Annotated in this window: 18 protein-coding genes; 9 read left to right on the top strand and 9 right to left on the bottom strand. The window is 71.5% G+C overall.

Features of this window, described 5'->3' with window-relative positions; translation table 11 throughout:
- Positions 1-19: 19 nt before the first annotated feature.
- The gene (locus ACP7TJ_RS15925; RefSeq protein ID WP_208839468.1) at positions 20-1,405 is read left to right on the top strand and encodes a serine hydrolase domain-containing protein; all 1,386 of its coding nucleotides are present in this window, start codon (positions 20-22) and stop codon (positions 1,403-1,405) included.
- An 89-nt stretch (positions 1,406-1,494) separates the two neighbouring features.
- Here ACP7TJ_RS15925 and ACP7TJ_RS15920 read toward each other — a convergent pair whose 3' ends face one another.
- Together ACP7TJ_RS15920 and ACP7TJ_RS15915 are read right to left on the bottom strand one after the other, a co-directional pair.
- On the bottom strand, positions 1,495-1,947 hold the full coding sequence (locus tag ACP7TJ_RS15920) for a GNAT family N-acetyltransferase (protein ID WP_167741391.1): 453 nt from the start codon (positions 1,945-1,947) through the stop codon (positions 1,495-1,497).
- A gap of 9 nt (positions 1,948-1,956) precedes the next feature.
- Positions 1,957-2,421 (bottom strand): MarR family winged helix-turn-helix transcriptional regulator, encoded by a 465-nt coding sequence (locus tag ACP7TJ_RS15915; RefSeq protein ID WP_093764263.1) that lies wholly within the window; start codon positions 2,419-2,421, stop codon positions 1,957-1,959.
- 141 nt (positions 2,422-2,562) lie between these two features.
- Between ACP7TJ_RS15915 and ACP7TJ_RS15910 the strand changes: the two genes are divergently transcribed.
- Positions 2,563-3,771, top strand: coding sequence for an MFS transporter (locus ACP7TJ_RS15910; RefSeq protein WP_189910047.1), 1,209 nt, complete (start codon positions 2,563-2,565; stop codon positions 3,769-3,771).
- A gap of 103 nt (positions 3,772-3,874) precedes the next feature.
- Complete coding sequence (locus ACP7TJ_RS15905) at positions 3,875-4,294, top strand: GlcG/HbpS family heme-binding protein (RefSeq protein WP_189910046.1); 420 nt, start codon at positions 3,875-3,877, stop codon at positions 4,292-4,294.
- A 114-nt stretch (positions 4,295-4,408) separates the two neighbouring features.
- Here ACP7TJ_RS15905 and ACP7TJ_RS15900 read toward each other — a convergent pair whose 3' ends face one another.
- The 6 genes from ACP7TJ_RS15900 to ACP7TJ_RS15875 all read right to left on the bottom strand — a co-directional run bounded on the left by ACP7TJ_RS15900 (position 4,409) and on the right by ACP7TJ_RS15875 (position 9,076).
- Positions 4,409-5,272: a GNAT family N-acetyltransferase gene (locus ACP7TJ_RS15900; RefSeq protein ID WP_370163862.1), complete on the bottom strand. Its 864-nt coding sequence runs from the start codon at positions 5,270-5,272 to the stop codon at positions 4,409-4,411.
- 88 nt (positions 5,273-5,360) lie between these two features.
- Positions 5,361-5,843 carry an NUDIX domain-containing protein gene (locus tag ACP7TJ_RS15895; RefSeq protein WP_033273279.1) on the bottom strand — a complete coding sequence of 161 codons (483 nt, stop codon included), beginning with the start codon at positions 5,841-5,843 and terminating at the stop codon, positions 5,361-5,363.
- Positions 5,844-5,932: 89 nt separating this feature from the next.
- Complete coding sequence (locus ACP7TJ_RS15890; RefSeq protein WP_387792761.1) at positions 5,933-6,838, bottom strand: LysR family transcriptional regulator; 906 nt, start codon at positions 6,836-6,838, stop codon at positions 5,933-5,935.
- A 215-nt stretch (positions 6,839-7,053) separates the two neighbouring features.
- The gene (locus ACP7TJ_RS15885; protein ID WP_167741395.1) at positions 7,054-8,205 is read right to left on the bottom strand and encodes a cystathionine gamma-lyase; all 1,152 of its coding nucleotides are present in this window, start codon (positions 8,203-8,205) and stop codon (positions 7,054-7,056) included.
- On the bottom strand, positions 8,202-8,693 hold the full coding sequence (locus tag ACP7TJ_RS15880) for a low molecular weight protein-tyrosine-phosphatase (protein ID WP_427763575.1): 492 nt from the start codon (positions 8,691-8,693) through the stop codon (positions 8,202-8,204). The genes ACP7TJ_RS15885 and ACP7TJ_RS15880 overlap by 4 nt, the downstream gene beginning before the upstream one ends.
- Before the next feature lie 5 nt (positions 8,694-8,698).
- Complete coding sequence (locus ACP7TJ_RS15875; RefSeq protein WP_093764256.1) at positions 8,699-9,076, bottom strand: phage holin family protein; 378 nt, start codon at positions 9,074-9,076, stop codon at positions 8,699-8,701.
- A 57-nt stretch (positions 9,077-9,133) separates the two neighbouring features.
- Here ACP7TJ_RS15875 and ACP7TJ_RS15870 point away from each other — a divergent pair, with 57 nt between their 5' ends.
- From ACP7TJ_RS15870 to ACP7TJ_RS15855, 4 genes are all read left to right on the top strand, one after another.
- Positions 9,134-9,451, top strand: coding sequence for a cupin domain-containing protein (locus ACP7TJ_RS15870; protein WP_093764255.1), 318 nt, complete (start codon positions 9,134-9,136; stop codon positions 9,449-9,451).
- Between the two features lie 147 nt (positions 9,452-9,598).
- Entirely contained in the window at positions 9,599-9,808 is a 210-nt protein-coding gene (locus ACP7TJ_RS15865) for a DUF5326 family protein (protein WP_427763573.1), read from the top strand.
- A gap of 195 nt (positions 9,809-10,003) precedes the next feature.
- Positions 10,004-10,834, top strand: coding sequence for an IclR family transcriptional regulator (locus ACP7TJ_RS15860; RefSeq protein WP_246532023.1), 831 nt, complete (start codon positions 10,004-10,006; stop codon positions 10,832-10,834).
- Positions 10,835-10,932: 98 nt separating this feature from the next.
- Positions 10,933-11,367, top strand: a complete 435-nt coding sequence (locus ACP7TJ_RS15855; RefSeq protein WP_019525340.1) for an SsgA family sporulation/cell division regulator — start codon at positions 10,933-10,935, stop codon at positions 11,365-11,367.
- Positions 11,368-11,449: 82 nt separating this feature from the next.
- On the opposite strand, the gene ACP7TJ_RS15850 is transcribed toward ACP7TJ_RS15855, so the two are convergent.
- Positions 11,450-13,018, bottom strand: coding sequence for a YibE/F family protein (locus ACP7TJ_RS15850; protein ID WP_093764253.1), 1,569 nt, complete (start codon positions 13,016-13,018; stop codon positions 11,450-11,452).
- A 254-nt stretch (positions 13,019-13,272) separates the two neighbouring features.
- Here ACP7TJ_RS15850 and thiC point away from each other — a divergent pair, with 254 nt between their 5' ends.
- Complete coding sequence (thiC, locus tag ACP7TJ_RS15845; RefSeq protein ID WP_281402981.1) at positions 13,273-15,060, top strand: phosphomethylpyrimidine synthase ThiC; 1,788 nt, start codon at positions 13,273-13,275, stop codon at positions 15,058-15,060.
- 107 nt (positions 15,061-15,167) lie between these two features.
- Positions 15,168-16,523 (top strand): VWA domain-containing protein, encoded by a 1,356-nt coding sequence (locus ACP7TJ_RS15840; RefSeq protein ID WP_373312393.1) that lies wholly within the window; start codon positions 15,168-15,170, stop codon positions 16,521-16,523.
- Positions 16,524-16,537 lie beyond the last annotated feature (14 nt).

Genomic DNA, 16,537 nt, shown 5'->3' with positions numbered 1-16,537 from the left:
CGCCTGCTGAACTGGTGTCATGACGTCACCTCAGGAAGAACTGCTGTCCGGCACTCGGCGGGCGCTGCTGCACCGGATCGCCGTCGCGCAGAGGGAAGGGCGGGCGCCGTCACTCGTCGCGGCCGTGGTGCGGGGCGGGAACACCGTGTGGAGCGGGGCTCGGACCTCGGTGGAGGGAGAGGTCCCGGACGGCGACGTCCAGTACCGCATCGGTTCGATCACCAAGACCTTCACCGCCGTCCTGGTGCTGCGGCTGCGGGACGAGGGCCTGGTCGACCTCGCCGACCCGCTGGAGAAGCACCTGCCGGGCACCGGTGTGGGCGAGGTGACCGTCGTCGACCTGCTCGCGCACCGCGCCGGACTGGCCGCCGAGACGCCCGGCCCCTGGTGGGAGCGGACCCCTGGCTCGCTGCGCCCCGAACTCGTCGATGTCCTGGGCGAGCGTCCCCTGGTGCACCCGGTGGGCCGGCGCTTCCACTACTCGAACCCCGGATACGCGCTCCTCGGCGCGCTGGTCGAGAAGGTGCGCGGGGCGCCGTGGGAGGACGTCCTGCGGCGGGAGGTGCTCGAACCTCTGGGACTGCACCGCACGACCGTGGAGCCCGTGCCGCCGCACGCGGGTGGCTGGGCCGTGCATCCGTGGGCCGACGTGATGCAGCCCGAGCCGCTGGAGAACCTGGGCGTGATGGCTCCCGCCGGGCAGCTGTGGTCCACGGCCGACGACCTGGCCCGCTTCGCCGCCTTCCTGGCCACGGGGGACGAGCGGGTGCTGAGCGCCGAGTCGGTGCGGGAGATGTGGACGCCGACGGCACCGTCCGAGGCGGCGGACGTGGCCGACGGCTACGCGTACGGCCTGGGCCTGGAGCTGCGCCATCAGCACGGCAGGGCGCTCGTGGGGCACACCGGCTCGCTCCCGGGGTTCCTGGCCTGCCTGACGATGGGTCTCGCGGATGACGTCAGTGCGGTGGTCCTCGCCAACTGCACCTCCGGGCCCGCGCCGTTCACGGTCGCCGCGGACCTGGTGCGGATCGTCGCGGAGGCGGAACCGCGTATCCCGGCGCCGTGGCGGCCGCTCCGGGAGGCCGATTCCACGGTGCTCGACCTGGTGGGGCAGTGGTACTGGGGGACGTACGCCTTCGGGCTGCGGCTGTCGGCCGACGGGCTGCTCGCGCTGGAGCCGCTCTCCGGAAAGGGGCGGCGCTCACGCTTCCGTCCGGACGGTGACGGAGGCTGGGTGGGGCTCGAGGGCTACTACGCCGGGGAGGTGCTGAAGCCCGTACGGCGCTCGGACGGCACGGTCAGCCACCTCGACCTCGGCTCGTTCGTGTTCACCCGGCAGCCGTACGAGAAGGGCGCCCCGGTGCCCGGCGGCGTGGACGCGGAGGGATGGCGGGGCATCCCGTAGCCGACGGCCCGGGGACCCGACCGGGTCCGGTGAGCGGCCGTACGTACGCAGGAGAGCGGCCGTGTTTCACGTGAAACACGGCCGCTTCGTCACAACGCCAGCTTGAAGCCCACGTGCGACGCCGTGAAGCCGAGCTGCTCGTAGAAGCGGTGGGCGTCGGTGCGGGTGTTGTCCGAGGTCAGCTGGACCAGTTGGCAGCCCTCGCGGCGGGAGGTGTCGATCGCCCACTCGATCAGCCCGCTGCCCAGCCCACCGCCGCGTTCGTCCGCGTGGATGCGCACGCCTTCGATGACCGACCGCGTGGCGCCACGCCGGGACAGTCCCGGGATGATCGTGAGCTGGAGCGTCCCGACGACCCGCCCTTCCCGGACGGCGACGACAAGGTGCTGGTGGGGGTCGGCGCGCAGCCGCTCCATCGCGGTCAGATAGGGCGCGAGGTCGTCCGGCGACTCGCGCTGCGCCCCCAGCGGGTCGTCCGCCAGCATCGCGACGATCGCCGGGATGTCATCGACGGTCGCGGGCCGTATCGCAAGATCTCCCATGCCGGCACCCTATGCGGGCATCGGCGCCTTCAGTGTCTCCACGACGCGGACCAGAGGGGCGAGGTCGGGGTTCTTCGCCGCCTCGTCGAGCGCCTCGCGCAGCGCGGTGTCGTTGGTGGGCCGCGCCTCTTCCAGCAGCTTGAGGCCGGCCTCGGTGACGTCGGTGTAGATGCCGCGCCGGTCGGTGGGGCAGAGGTACCGCTCCAGCAGACCGCGGTCCTCGAGCCGGGTGACCAGCCGGGTGGTGGCGCTCTGACTGAGCACGACCGCGTCGGCGACCTGCTTCATCTGCAGATGGCCCCCTTCGCCGGCGTGCTGCCGGCTCAACACGTCGAGCAGGGAGTACTCCCGCACGCTCAGATCGTGCCGGGCCTGCAGGACGCGCTCGATGTGGGTCTCGATCCTCCCGTGCAGCAGCGAGAGAGCGCACCAGCCCTGGGCGAGGGCGGTGAGTGCGGGATCCGTGGCTGTCATGGGGCGATTCCTCCGTCCAGCAGCGTCTGACACCAGGGTAGAGCACAGATGAAATATCCCGCGCTTGCAAGTAACCCGCGTGTGCAACTATTGTTGGGTCTTGCTAAGCGCTCCTGCAATCTCTGGAAGGTCTGTGTCCTCATGCCTCTCGCGCTTCTGGCCCTCGCGATCGGGGCCTTCGGGATCGGCACCACCGAGTTCGTGATCATGGGTTTGCTGCCCGAGGTCGCCGGCGACTTCGGTGTCTCCATCCCCACCGCCGGTTATCTGGTGACCGGCTACGCCCTGGGTGTCATGTTCGGCGCCCCCCTGATGACCGTGCTCGGCACCAAGATCTCCCGCAAGCGCATGCTGATGCTGCTGATGGGCCTCTTCGTCGTCGGGAACCTGCTCTCGGCGCTGGCCCCCGCCTTCGGCCTCATGCTGGCCGGGCGGGTGGTCGCCTCCCTGGCCCACGGCGCCTTCTTCGGCATCGGCTCCGTGGTCGCCGCCGACCTGGTCGCGCCGGACAAGCGGGCCGGCGCCATTTCCCTGATGTTCACCGGCCTCACCGTCGCCAACGTCGTCGGCGTGCCGCTGGGCACCCTGGTCGGCCAGTCCCTCGGCTGGCGCGTCACCTTCGGCATCGTCGCCGTGCTCGGCGTGATCGGTCTGCTGGGCGTCGCCAGGCTGGTGCCCGACATGCCGGGGCCCCAGGGCGTCAGGCTGCGCCACGAGCTGGCCGCCCTGAAGAACGTGCAGGTCCTGCTCGCCATGGCGATGACCGTGCTCGGTTTCGGTGGCGTCTTCGCGGCGATCACCTACATCGCACCGATGATGACGCACGTCGCGGGATTCGCCGACGGCTCCGTCACCTGGCTGCTGGTGCTGTTCGGCCTCGGCATGGTCGGCGGCAACCTCGTCGGCGGCAAGTACGCCGACCGCGCCCTGATGCCCCTGCTGTACGTGGCCCTCGGGGCCCTCGCCGTCGTCCTGGCGCTGTTCACCCTGACGGCTCACCACAAGATCGCCGCGGCCGTCACCCTCACGCTCGTCGGCGCCCTCGGCTTCGCCACCGTCCCCCCGCTGCAGAAGCGGGTCCTGGACCACGCGCACGGCGCTCCCACCCTGGCCTCGGCCCTCAACATCGGCGCCTTCAACCTGGGCAACGCGTTGTCCGCCTGGCTGGGCGGGCTCGTGATCGCCGCCGGGCTCGGCTACACCGCCCCCAACTGGGTCGGCGCCGTCCTCGCCGCGGCCGCCCTGGCGCTCGCCGTCCTCTCGGCCGGCCTGGAGCGCCGCGAGCGGGCGGCCGGTACGCCGGCCGCCGGCACGGTCCCCGCGGAGCGGCCGACCGTCGCCACGCACTGACCGCGGTACCTCAGGGCGCGGGGCCAGGGCCGTCCCCGCGCCTACCGACCCCCCTCCCGTCCCTCACGACGGACACCGCACGCACCGCAAGGAGAACCACCTCATGACCACCACCGCCGTCGCCCCGCTGACCACCGCGGACGCCGAAGCCCTCGTCGCCGCCGCGGTCGAGGCCGCCGAGAAGGCCGGTGTCACCGTCAGCGTCACCGTCCTCGACGCGGGCGGGCACCTGCTCGCCTTCCGCCGGGACGACCGGGCCGTGCTGATCTCGGGCGAGACCAGCACGCGCAAGGCCTACACCGCGCTCCAGCTGGACACGCCCACGGCCGACCTGGTGGACGCCGTGCAGCCCGGCGGTCTCTTCCACACCCTGCCCACCGCCCTCGACCGGCCGCTGCTCTTCATCGCCGGCGGCGTGCCCGTACGGCGTGACGGCCGGCTGATCGGCGCCGTCGGCGTCGGTGGCGGCGCCCCGGAGCAGGACCACGGCTTCGCCGTCGCCGCCGTGGAGTCCCTCGTCTGACGACGGACGGGCGCGCCGCACCCCGTACGACGCACAGCACGCTCGCACGACGCACCGCACGGCGACGCCGGTCCCGCAAGCACGCGGGACCGGCGTCGCCGTCTGCGCACACCGTCAGGCGGCCGCCACCGTCACCGGGGCGAACCGCCGGCTCCAGTCCCCCGGCAGGTCCGTGATCCCGTGCGTCATGACGGCATTGAACGCGACCGGGGCGAGGCCGTGCTCCTTCACCCAGTCCAGCAGCTCGTGGTGCCGGACGTCGATGTCGGTGCGCAGCGGCCGGTTGGTGTGGGCGGCCAGTGAGGCGATGAGCGCCTGGGCGGTCGCGGTGTCCCGGGCGATCAGCGGACCCACGACATGGGTGTCCATGTTGGGCCAGGCGGCGGCGTAGCCGATGATCCGTCCGTCCTCCTCGGCCACCCGCAGCTGGTCCGCGAAGGCGGGCAGGCGGGTCACGATGTGGGTCCGGTCCGTGCCGAACACCTCCTCGTCGAGCCGCAGGATCGCGGGGAGGTCGTCGGCCGTGGCCGTGCGGGTCAGGATGTCCGACCGCCCGGACGGGACGAAGTGGCCGCGCACCATCTCGGCCTGCCCGGTCACCTTGAAACCGAGCTCCTCGTAGAGGGGCCGGCCCAGGGGTGTGGCGTGCAGGGTGAGGGGAGTGGTGCCCGCCTCCTCGACGACGTGACGCATCAGCCGGCGTCCGAGGCCCTGACGGGAGTGGCGCTCCGCGACGAGCACCATGCCCACGGCCGCCAGGGAGGGCCGCTCGCGGGGCCCGTACTCGGTGACGACGCAGGCGGCCGCCAGACCGCCGTCGGGTGCTTCGACGCCGTGGCCGCGTCCGGCCGCGAGAAGGAGTCCCCACTTGTGCTCCTCCCGGGGCCACCCCCGGTCCTCGGACAGGTCGGCGCAGGCGGTGAGATCGCGGAGCGTCAGACGGCGGATGGGCAGGGAGTCGAGAGAAGGTGTCGGCACGCAGGTCAGGCTGTCCGACCGGAGCCTTCGGCGTCCACCTGTTTCCGCAGATGTGTACGTGCTTTTGGCCATCCCGTCCAGGCCGGGATCAGCCCAGGTCGGAGGCGTGCAGCGCACGCACGCCCTCGATGTTGCCGTCGAGGTAGTGCCGCAGGGACAGCGGTACGAGGTGGACGGAGGCGATGCCGACCCGGGTGAAGGGCACGCGCACGATCTCGTACTCCCCGGCGGGCTCCTCGACCTCCGGGCCGTGGCGCAGGGAGGGGTCCATGGACTCCAGTCGGCAGACGAAGAAGTGCTGCACCTTCACGCCGGTCGAGCCCTCGTCCTCGCCGATGTGCTCCACCGTGTCCACGAAACACGGCACCACGTCGGTGATCTTGGCGCCGAGCTCCTCGTACACCTCGCGGTGCAGGGCGTGGACGACGGTCGCGTCCTCCGGCTCGACCCCGCCGCCGGGGGTGACCCAGTAGGGGTCCACGCCGGGTTTGGTGCGCTTGATCAGGATCAGATGATCGCCGTCCAGCAGAACGGCTCGGGCGGTGCGCTTGACCACGGGTCGGACGGTCATGGGGGAAATGTGGCCCAGCTGGTTCCACGTGAAACATCGCCGGACACCCTTGCTCCGGCCGCCGGGACCCCGGGCCGCCGACACCCCCGTCAGCACCAGTCGGCGGCCGCCCGTTCCAGCCACTCATGGGCCCGTGCGATGTGCGGCATCGCCAGGGTGCCGGTGCGGACGGCCAGGAAGTAGGTGCGCAGCGGAGGCACCGTGGGGTGGTGCAGGGCCACCACCTCACCGCGTTCCAGCGCATCCGCGCAGAGGTAGCGCGGCAGCACGGCGAGGCCCGCCCCGGCGGTGGCGCACGCCAGCACGGCGCGCAGGTCCGGGACGATCACCGTGCCCGGACGGACCGGACGTGAGTCGAACACGGAGGCCCAGTAGCGGGCGACGAAGGGGAGCGACTCGTGCACCTCCAGGACCGGGACCCGATCGAGGGCGGCCGGGCCGGTCCGGCGCAGCGTCCCGGTGCCGATCCGCTCGGCCCAGTGCGGGGCGGCGACCAGGACGTGCTCCTCGTCGCAGAGCGCGGTCGCCGAGAGCAGCGCGCCGCGTGGCCGGACGGTGCTGATGGCCAGGTCGTGGTGGCCGGCGGAAAGCCCGTCGAGGACCTCGTCGGCGGTGCCGAAGGAGGCGCGGAGCGCGAAGCCCTGACCATCCTCGCCGGCCGGCTCCGTGAGCGCGGGCAGCACCCGCTCGGCGGTGAACTCGGGGGGCCCGGCGAGATGCAGGGTGCGTAACGAGGAGTCCTCCTCCAGTCCGGACTCGGCTATCTCCACCAGCGCGTCCAGGTGGGGTGCCGCCTTGTGGGCGAGCTCGTCGCCGATCGTCGTCGGCGTCACCCCCCGCGCCTGCCGCAGGAACAAGGGCCGCCCGATCTGTCGCTCCAGGGTTCTGATCTGCGAGGTGACCGCCGGCTGCGAGAGGCCCAGCAAGGCGGCCGCGCGCGTGAAGGACCCGGCCCGGTGCACGGTCACGAAGGTCCGCAGCAAGGCCAGATCCACGGCACGCACCCCTCTCTCGTCGCCCCGCCGGGGACCGGACGGGTCCCACTATAAATTTGTCGATAGGTCGCTGCCGCTCCTGTGATTGGACACTGACAGTAAGTCAACTAGCCTGAGTCGCGCGGTTCTTCGCACGCAGAACCGAGGACGGTCCGAGCCACGAGGGGGGAGGCTCGGACCGTCCGCAGAGGTGTCGTCCGTGCAATGTCCGCAGGTCAGTCCGCGGTCACGTCCAGCGCCCGCAGCACGTCAGCGATCAGGTCCTCCGGGTCCTCGGCGCCCACCGAGAAACGGACGAAGCCCTCCGGCACCGCGTCCCCGCCCCAGCGGCCGCGCCGCTCCGCCGTGGACCGCACGCCGCCGAAGCTCGTCGCGTCGTCCACGAGCCGCAGGGCATCGAGGAAGCGGTCCGCCCGCTCGCGGGTCGGCAGCGTGAAGGACACCACGCACCCGTAGCGGCGCATCTGCTGCGAAGCGATCTTGTGCGACGGGTCGTCGGGGAGCCCCGGATAGCGCAGACCCGTGACCTCCGGCCGCTCACGCAGCGCCTCGGCGAGCCGTAGCGCGGTCGCGTTCTGCCGCTCCACCCGCAGCTGCAGTGTGGCGATCGACCGGTGCGCGAGCCACGCCTCCATCGGCCCCGGGATCGCGCCGACGATCTTGCGCCAGCGCCGGACCGCGGCCATCGCCTCGGCGTCGCGGCCGCTGACGTATCCGAGGAGCACGTCACCGTGGCCGGTCAATTGCTTGGTGCCGCTGGCCACCGCGAAGTCCGCGCCGAGCTCCAGCGGCCGTTGGCCCAGCGGCGTGGCCAGGGTGTTGTCGACGGCGACCAGGGCGCCCTGCGCATGGGCCGCGTCGGCGAGCCGCCGCACGTCGCACACGTCGAGACCGGGGTTCGAGGGCGTCTCGATCCACAGCAGCTTCGCGCCGTCCAGCACCTCCAGCTGGGCGTCGCCGCCGGTCGGCGCGGTGCGCACCTCGATGCCGTACGCCTCCAGCTGGGCGCGCGCCAGCGGCAGCGCCTGGTAGCCGTCGTCGGGCAGGACGACCGCGTCCCCCGCGCGGAGCTGGGAGAACAGCACCGCGGAGATGGCGGCCATGCCCGAGGCGAACACCAGCGTCTCGACGTCGTCCCGCCCCGGGGCCTCCAGCTCGCCGACGGCCCGCTCCAGCAGGGTCCACGTCGGGTTCTCGTCCCGGCCGTAGGTGTAGGGGCCGGTGGGGTCGCCCGGCAGATGGAAGTGGGCCGCGAACACCGGCCCGGGCAGGGTCGGCTCGTGCTTCACCGGCTCGGGCAGCCCGGCCCGCACCGCTCGGGTGCCGTCGCCCGGCCCGCCGGCCGTGCCTCTCGTCGTGTCGCTCATGCCGCCCGTCCTTCCACCTGCTCACGTACCGCGGCGAGCAGTCCGTGGCTCGCCGCCTCCACCATCTCAAGACACGCGTCGAAACCCTCGGGACCCCCGTAATACGGGTCGGGCACGTCGAGGTCGTCACCGGCCGCCGGGTCGTACGACAGCAGCAGCCGCACCTTCTGCGCGTCCCGCTCCGTGGGGGCGAGGCGGCGCAGCGCCCTGAGGTGACCGGCGTCCAGGGCGACGACGAGATCGAGCCGGCTGAACCAGGACGGGTCGAACTGCCGGGCCGTGTGCTCGGCGTCGTAGCCGTTCTCCCGCAGCACGGCGACGGTACGGGGGTCCGCGCCCTCGCCTTCGTGCCAGCCGCCGGTGCCGGCGCTGTCGACCTCGACCAGGTCCTCCAGTCCGGCATCGGCCACGCGTGCGCGGAAGACGAACTCGGCCATCGGGGAGCGGCAGATGTTGCCGGTGCAGACGAAGCAGACGCGGTAGGTCATGGTGGTCAGTCCCCGTCGGGCAGGATGACGTTCAGGGCCCAGGAGACCACGGAGATGATCAGGCCGCCCAGGACGGCCGTCCAGAAGCCCTCCACGTGGAAGCTCAGGTCGAGCTGGTCGGCGAGCCAGGAGGTGAGCAGCAGCATCAGGGCGTTCACCACCAGGGTGAACAGGCCCAGGGTGAGGATGAGCAGCGGCAGGCTCAGCAGCTTGACAACCGGCTTGACCAGGCCGTTCACCACACCGAAGATCAGCGCCACCAGGAGCAGCGTGCCTATCTCCTTGCCGGTGCTGTCCCCGGTCAGGGTGATCTCGTCGAGCAGCCAGACCGCGACCGCGAGGGCTCCCGCGTTGGCGATCGTCTTGACTAGGAAATTCATCATGTGTCTGATCGTGGCAGACAGCTTCGTGATCGGGCAGTGAGGGCAGGGGCGGGACCGGTGAAGGCATTCAGGCTGGACGAACTCGAAGCGGAACGTGCCGCGAACGACGGGGCGTACCTGCAGTTCCTGCGGGAACGGAACATGTCGGTCGGACTGTACGCCCTGGACGCCGGCGCCCAGGACCCGCAGCAGCCGCACGGCCAGGACGAGGTGTACTTCGTGGTCAGCGGCCGCGCCTCCATCACCGTCGGCATGGAGACCACCGAGGTCGCGCGCGGCAGCGTCGTCTACGTGCCTGCCGGGGTGCCGCACAAGTTCCACCACATCAGCGAGGACCTGCGGGTCCTGGTGGTGTTCTCTCCGCCGGAGAGCTGAGGCCCGGCCTCGGGGTTCCCTAGGGGACGGGTCAGGGGAGGACAAGGGATCCGAGGCCCCCGCCGGACCCCCGGCCGCCCTAGCATCGGGAGCGGACATCATCGACAGGACCCGGCAGGCAGCGGGCGGAGAGGTAAGGACGAGGCCATGCGAGAGATCTTCACGGAACTGCCGTGGTGGGTGAAGTGGATCACGGTGCCGGTCATCGCCCTGGTGGTGTTCGGCGGCCTGATAGCGAGCGTGGTCGGCTTCGTCATCGGCCTGCTCTTCAAGGCGCTGGTCTTCGTCGCCCTGGTGGGCGGACTGATCTACGTGGTGCGGAAGTTCACGGCGAGTTCCTCGTCGCGCGACTGGTGAGCCGGCGGGAACCGGCGGGGTGGTAACAGGAAGCGCCGGTTCCCTCGGGTGGGGGAAGTTTCCGCGCAGGGCCTGCTGCGTGCGGTGACGGCCGGTTAGAGTCCGGAACTCGACGCGGGGCCGGTCCCCGCGAGCGGCGACCCCACCACCCGTGTTCCCCGCACGGGCTGCCCCCTCGCGTTACGGGAGTGACCCTTGGCCACGACTGGCACCGCCCCCGCCCCTCGGACCGCGGTCCCCCCGCAGCCCCGTTCGCCGGCGGCGCCCACGTCTCCCCCCGGCGCGACCCTCATCGGCTCGGTCCAGCGCGCCATGCGCCTGCTGGAGACCGTCGCCGCCCATGAGCACGGCGCCCCCGCCAAACAGCTCGCCCGGGAGACCGGACTGGCGCTCCCCACGGCCTACCACCTGCTGCGCACCCTGGTGCACGAGGGCTATCTGCGGCGCGACCGCGGGCTGTTCTTCCTCGGGGATGCCGCCGAGCGGCTCAGCAGGAGCGGAGCCCAGCAGAAACGTCGCAGCACGGTGACCGACACCCTCGCCCGCTGGCGCGACGCGGTGGGCGTCCCCGTCTACTACGCGGTCTACCGCGACGGCGAGATCGGTCTGGTCGGCGTCGCCGACACCCCGGCCAACCCGGCCGTCGAGGAGTGGGCCGACTTCCGGGAGACCGCCCACGCCCACGCCCTCGGCCAGTGTCTGCTCGCGCAGCTCGACGACGCGGCCCGGCGCGACCACCTCGACCGTTACCCGGTGCGTCCGGTCACCCCGTACACGGTGCGCGACGCCGCGAGCCTGCTGCGGCGCCTGGAACGGGCGCGGGAGACGGATCTGGTGATCGAACGTCAGGAGTACGCGCTGGGCACGGTGTGCGCCGCGATCCCCCTCAGAGTCGGCGCCATGGCGGCCTCCGTGGCCGTCTCGCTGCCCGTGCACCAGGCCGACCGCCTCCTCCCGACGGTCCAGCGGCTGCAGGCGGAAATGCGCTGCCTGCTCGGCTCGCTCGCGCTGTCTATCAGTATCTGAAAACTCACTCCTTGTGATCTGCTGTGTACGTTCAGCAAGATTCCCTCTAGTGTCAGGGTCCATGCCCGGCCAGTCCGCGGCGAATGACGGGGTAGGCGATGCGCGAATCCGTACAGGCAGAGGTCATGATGAGCTTTCTCGTGTCGGAAGAGCTTTCCTTCCGCATTCCGGTGGAGCTGCGTTATGACACCTGCGATCCCTACGCGGTGCGGCTGACCTTCCATTTGCCCGGAGACGCCCCGGTGACGTGGGCGTTCGGCAGGGAGTTGCTGGTCGACGGAGTGGGCAGGCCGTGCGGCGAGGGCGATGTGCGGGTGGCGCCGGTCGACCCCGACACCCTGGGCGAGGTGCTGATCCGGCTCCAGGTCGGCAGCGACCAGGCGCTGTTCCGCTCGTCGACCGCCCCGCTCGTGGCCTTCCTCGACCGCACCGACAAGCTGGTGCCGCTGGGGCAGGAAGGGGCGCTCGCCGATTTCGACGCCCACCTCGACGACGCGCTCGACCGCATCCTCGCGGAGCAGAGCGCCGGCTGACGCGTTGAGCCGACCGGTGGGCCGGTGGCGTAACGCTTCAGCGTCCCCCGCCCCCCGGGCTCGCCCCCGCGGGCGGGGTGGCTCAGCGTTTGCGTCGCCGGCCCCGCCCGCCGCGCGCCATGGCCGGCCGGGGTTCCGGCGCGTGACCGACGGCCTGGTCGTGTGCCGCTGTCTGCCCGGGCACCGGGGTCCGAGCAGGCGGGCGGTCGGCCGAGACGACCAGCGCGGCCAGGGCCGTGGTGACCGGCACCGAGGCCACCAGGCCGATCGAACCGATCAGCGTGCGCACGATCTCCTCCGCGACCAGCTCGCTGTTGGCGACCGTCCCCACGCTGCTCTGCGCGACCGAGAACAGCAGCAGCAGCGGCAGCGCGGCGCCCGCGTAGGCGAGGACGAGGGTGTTGACCACGGACGCGATGTGGTCGCGGCCGATGCGGATGCCCGCGCGGTACAGCGCGCGGCGGCCCATCGCCGGGTTGGCCTCGTGCAGTTCCCACACGGCGGACGTCTGGGTGACCGTCACGTCGTCCAGGACGCCGAGCGAGCCGATGATGACGCCCGCGAGCAGCAGGCCGCTCATGTCGATGTCCGGATAGAGACCGTGGATCAGGCCGGTGTTGTCGTCGGTGTTGCCGGTGAGGGCCGACCAGCTGATGAACACCGAGCCCAGGAGGCCGATCAGCAGCAGCGAGACCAGGGTGCCGAGCACCGCCACCGAGGTGCGGGCCGACAGCCCGTGACAGAGGTACAGGGCGAGCAGCATGATCAGGCTCGCTCCCACCACCGCCACGACCAGCGGGTTGGCGCCCTGCAGGATCGCCGGCAGGATGAAGAAGTTGAGCACCAGGAAGCTGACCGCCAGCGCGACCAGCGCCATGACGCCCCGCAGCCGGCCCACGGCCACCACGGCGAGCGCGAAGACACCGGCCAGCAGCGCCAGGGGGAAGCGGCGGTTCACGTCGGCGACCGAGTACTGCAGGTCCTCCGGCGCCGAGGGCTCGTAGGCGACGACGACACCCTGGCCCTCGCTCAACTGCCGGGACTGGTCCGGCTGCACGATCTCGGTGAACGTCCGGCCCTTGTCCTGGCCGGTGTCGACCCGGATCGTCGCCTTCTTGCAGGTGCCGTTCGCCTGCTGCTGGGCCGAGGAGCCCTCGGCGGTGGAGGTGTCACCGGTCGGGACGCCGGCGGAGGGGTTCGCCGAGGCGCAGTCCACCGCGACGACCTCGGTGACCGTGGCCTGCTGTGTCTGGCGGTCGAAGCCGACGCCGGTGCGTTCGTGGGCGGGGGCGCCGCCCGGCCACAGGACGGCCAGGCCGACGAGGACAGCCGCCGCGAAGGGGATGAGGACCGCGGCGATGACCTTGCGGAGGTGGCGGGAGACGGGGGCGGCAGGGCCGTGACTGTGGCTGTGCCCGTGGCTGTGGATCTGAGCGTCCCCGTGGCCGGGCCCTTGAGTGCGCCCGTGGTCGTGTCCATCCGTCGTTCCCGGGGTGTTCAAGAGCCGGTGCGAGCCCGTGTGTTCGTGCGCGCCCGTGCGTCCCTGCCCGGGACCGTGCCCGTGCCGCTGCCCAGGACCGTGCCCGGGCTGGGCGTCGGCACCGTGCGGTGGCTCGGACGGCGGGTACGGAGGCGGAGAGTTCGAGGTCACCGACCGATCATCGCAAGAAGAAAGGGGGCCCTCTGTTCACCGCGCCAGAAATGACGCTAGCGTGGAGGCACCTTTTGTACACGCGGGAGCTCGGAGCACCGGGCTGAGAGGGCGCTGACCTCCGTCTCAGCGATGTTCCACGTGAAACATCACCGACAGCGGGTGATGTTTCACACGGAACGTCGGCAGACGGAAACCGCTGCGTCGACCGCCGAACCTGTTACCGGGTAATGCCGGCGTAGGGAGTAGGTCTCATGACCAACAAGGACGCACGCACGCCTGCCTCCACGCAGAACCCGACGGAGATGTCGGAGGCCGGGAAGTCCATCGGCTGGCACAAGGCGTACGTCGAGGGCAGCCGCCCCGGCCTGCGGGTGCCGGTCCGCCAGGTGCATCTCACCAACGGGCAGTCGGTCACCCTGTACGACACATCGGGCCCGTACACCGATCCACTCGTCGACACCGACGTCCGCCGGGGACTGGCCCCGCTGCGCGAGAACTGGATCGTCGCCCGCGGCGACACGGAGGAGTACGCGGGTCGTCCCGTCCGGCCCGAGGACGACGGGATCAAGCACACCTCACCACGCGGAGGGCTGCGCAACCTCGACGCTGTCTTCCCGGGCCGCCCGCGCCTGCCCCGCCGGGGCCGCGAGGGGAAGGCCGTCACACAGCTGGCGTACGCGCGCCGGGGCGAGATCACGCCCGAGATGGAGTTCGTGGCGATCCGGGAGAACGTCTCCCCCGAGGTGGTCCGCGAGGAGATCGCGGCGGGCCGCGCGGTGCTGCCCGCCAACGTCAACCACCCGGAGAGCGAGCCGATGATCATCGGCAAGCGGTTCCTGGTGAAGGTCAACGCCAACATCGGCAACTCGGCGGTCACGTCCTCCATCGAGGAGGAGGTGGAGAAGATGACCTGGGCGACCCGCTGGGGCGCCGACACGGTCATGGACCTCTCCACCGGCCGCAACATCCACACCACCCGCGAGTGGGTGCTGCGCAACTCCCCCGTCCCCATCGGCACCGTGCCGCTCTACCAGGCGCTGGAGAAGGTCGACGGCAAGGCCGAGGAACTGACCTGGGAGATCTACAAGGACACGGTCATCGAGCAGGCCGAGCAGGGCGTGGACTACATGACGGTCCACGCGGGCGTCCGGCTCGCGTACGTGCCGCTCACCGCCAACCGCAAGACGGGCATCGTCTCGCGTGGTGGATCGATCATGGCGGCCTGGTGCCTGGCGCACCACAAGGAGTCGTTCCTGTACGAGCACTTCGAGGAGCTGTGCGAGATCCTCGCCGCGTACGACGTCACGTACTCGCTCGGCGACGGTCTGCGGCCCGGGTCCATCGCGGACGCCAATGACGAGGCCCAGTTCGCGGAGCTGCGCACGCTGGGTGAACTCAACAGGATCGCCAAGCGGCACCATGTGCAGACCATGATCGAGGGCCCGGGACACGTCCCGATGCACAAGATCAAGGAGAACATCGACCTCCAGCAGGAAATCTGCGAGGAGGCGCCGTTCTACACGCTCGGCCCGCTCACGACGGACGTCGCCCCCGCGTACGACCACATCACCTCGGGCATCGGCGCCGCGATGATCGCCTGGTGGGGCACGGCCATGCTCTGCTACGTCACGCCCAAGGAGCACCTGGGCCTGCCCAACCGGGACGACGTGAAGACCGGCGTGATCACCTACAAGATCGCGGCTCATGCGGCCGACCTCGCCAAGGGGCACCCGGGCGCCCAGGAGTGGGACGACGCGCTGTCCGACGCGCGCTTCGAGTTCCGGTGGGAGGACCAGTTCAACCTGGCCCTCGACCCGGACACGGCCCGTGAGTTCCACGACGAGACCCTCCCGGCGGAGCCGGCGAAGACGGCCCACTTCTGCTCCATGTGCGGGCCGAAGTTCTGCTCGATGAAGATCTCGCAGGACATCCGCCGTGAGCACGGCGGCAGCCGCGCGGAGATCGAGGAGGGCATGGCCCAGAAGTCCCGCGAGTTCGCGGCAGCGGGCAACCGCGTGTATCTGCCGATCGCGGACTGACGAGGGGAGACGGTGCCGGCGGCCACGAGGGCTGTCGGCACCGCGCCGTGGGTCACCTCGTGCTTTCGGGCGGGGATGGGCAGACTGGGGCCATGGCTGTGTGGGCGATGAGCAAGGGGTCCAATCTTCCCGTCGAGGCGCCCGTGGTGCGGGCCGAGCTCGCCTGGGCGGCGGGGCCCGGGGTGCCCGACATCGACGCGTCGGCCCTGCTGCTCACGTCGGTGGGGCGGGTGCGCGACGACGGGGACTTCGTGTTCTACAACCAGCCGCGCCACGCCTCCGGGGCCGTGCGGCACCTGGGCAAGCAGTACGCCGACGGGGCCGCCACCGACACCGTCGAGGTGGATCTGCGCTCCGTGGAGCCGGCCGTCCAGCGGATCGTGCTCGGGGCGTCGGCCGACGGCGGGACGTTCGGGCAGGCGCCCGGGCTCGTGCTGCGGCTGCTGGACGCCGGCTCGGGCACCGAGCTCGCCCGCTTCGACATGGCGGCCGGGTCCGAGACCGCCTTCATCGGCGGCGAGCTGTACCGGCGGCAGGGCGCGTGGAAGTTCCGCGCGGTCGGACAGGGGTACGACTCCGGCCTCGCCGGACTCGCCACGGACTTCGGCATCACCGTCGACGACCCCGCCCAGGCGCCTGTCGTCGCCGTGCCCCTGCCGCCTCCGCCGGCTGCCCCGGCACCGCCCCCGTCCGGCGCCACCCGTCTCACCAAGGGCGAGGAGCGGCTGCCCGTCGACATGCGCAAGCGGCTGTCCCTGCGCAAGGAGCAGGTCGCGGTCAGCCTGCGCAAGCACGGGGCCGCCGACGTCACCGCACGCGTGATCCTCGTGCTGGACGCCTCCGGGTCGATGTCCTTCCTGTACTCCAAGGGCGTCGTCGCCGACGTCGTCGAGCGGATGGCGGCGGTCGCCGCCCAGCTGGACGACGACGGGGAGATGCAGGCCTGGACGTTCGCCACCAACCCCGCCCGACTGCCTGACCTGCGGCTCGGCGAGCTTCCCGAGTGGCTGCGGCTGCACGTCCGCGTGGGGGAGATCTCCCTGTTCCGGCGCAAGCGCAAGAAGGGTCTCGACCCGGGCCAGGTCGACATGCGTGACGTCGGCATCCAGAACGAGGAGCAGAAGGTCATCGCGGAGGTGCGCGCGTACGTACGGGAGCACCCGACGTCCGCCCCCACACTCGTGCTGTTCTTCTCCGACGGCGGGGTCTACCGCAACGCCGACATCGAGGCGCAGTTGCGTGAGGCCGTCGAGGAGCCCGTGTTCTGGCAGTTCGTGGGGCTCGGGCGCGCCAATTACGGCGTGCTGGAGCAGTTCGACACGCTGCCCGGGAGGCGCGTCGACAACGTCGGCTTCTTCTCCGTCGACGACATCAGCACGGTCCCGGACGCGGAGCTGTACGACCGGCTGCTGTCCGAGTTCCCGCAGTGGATCAGGGCGGCGCGCGGGGCGGGCATCCTCTGATGCCCCGGCCCCGG

The sequence above is a fragment of the Streptomyces sp. DSM 41931 genome (assembly GCF_050271085.1).
GTDB classification, from domain to species: Bacteria; Actinomycetota; Actinomycetes; order Streptomycetales; family Streptomycetaceae; genus Streptomyces; species Streptomyces albogriseolus.
The sequence above is the reverse complement of the archived record's forward strand: the minus strand, read 5'-3'. Positions and strand labels throughout refer to the sequence as shown.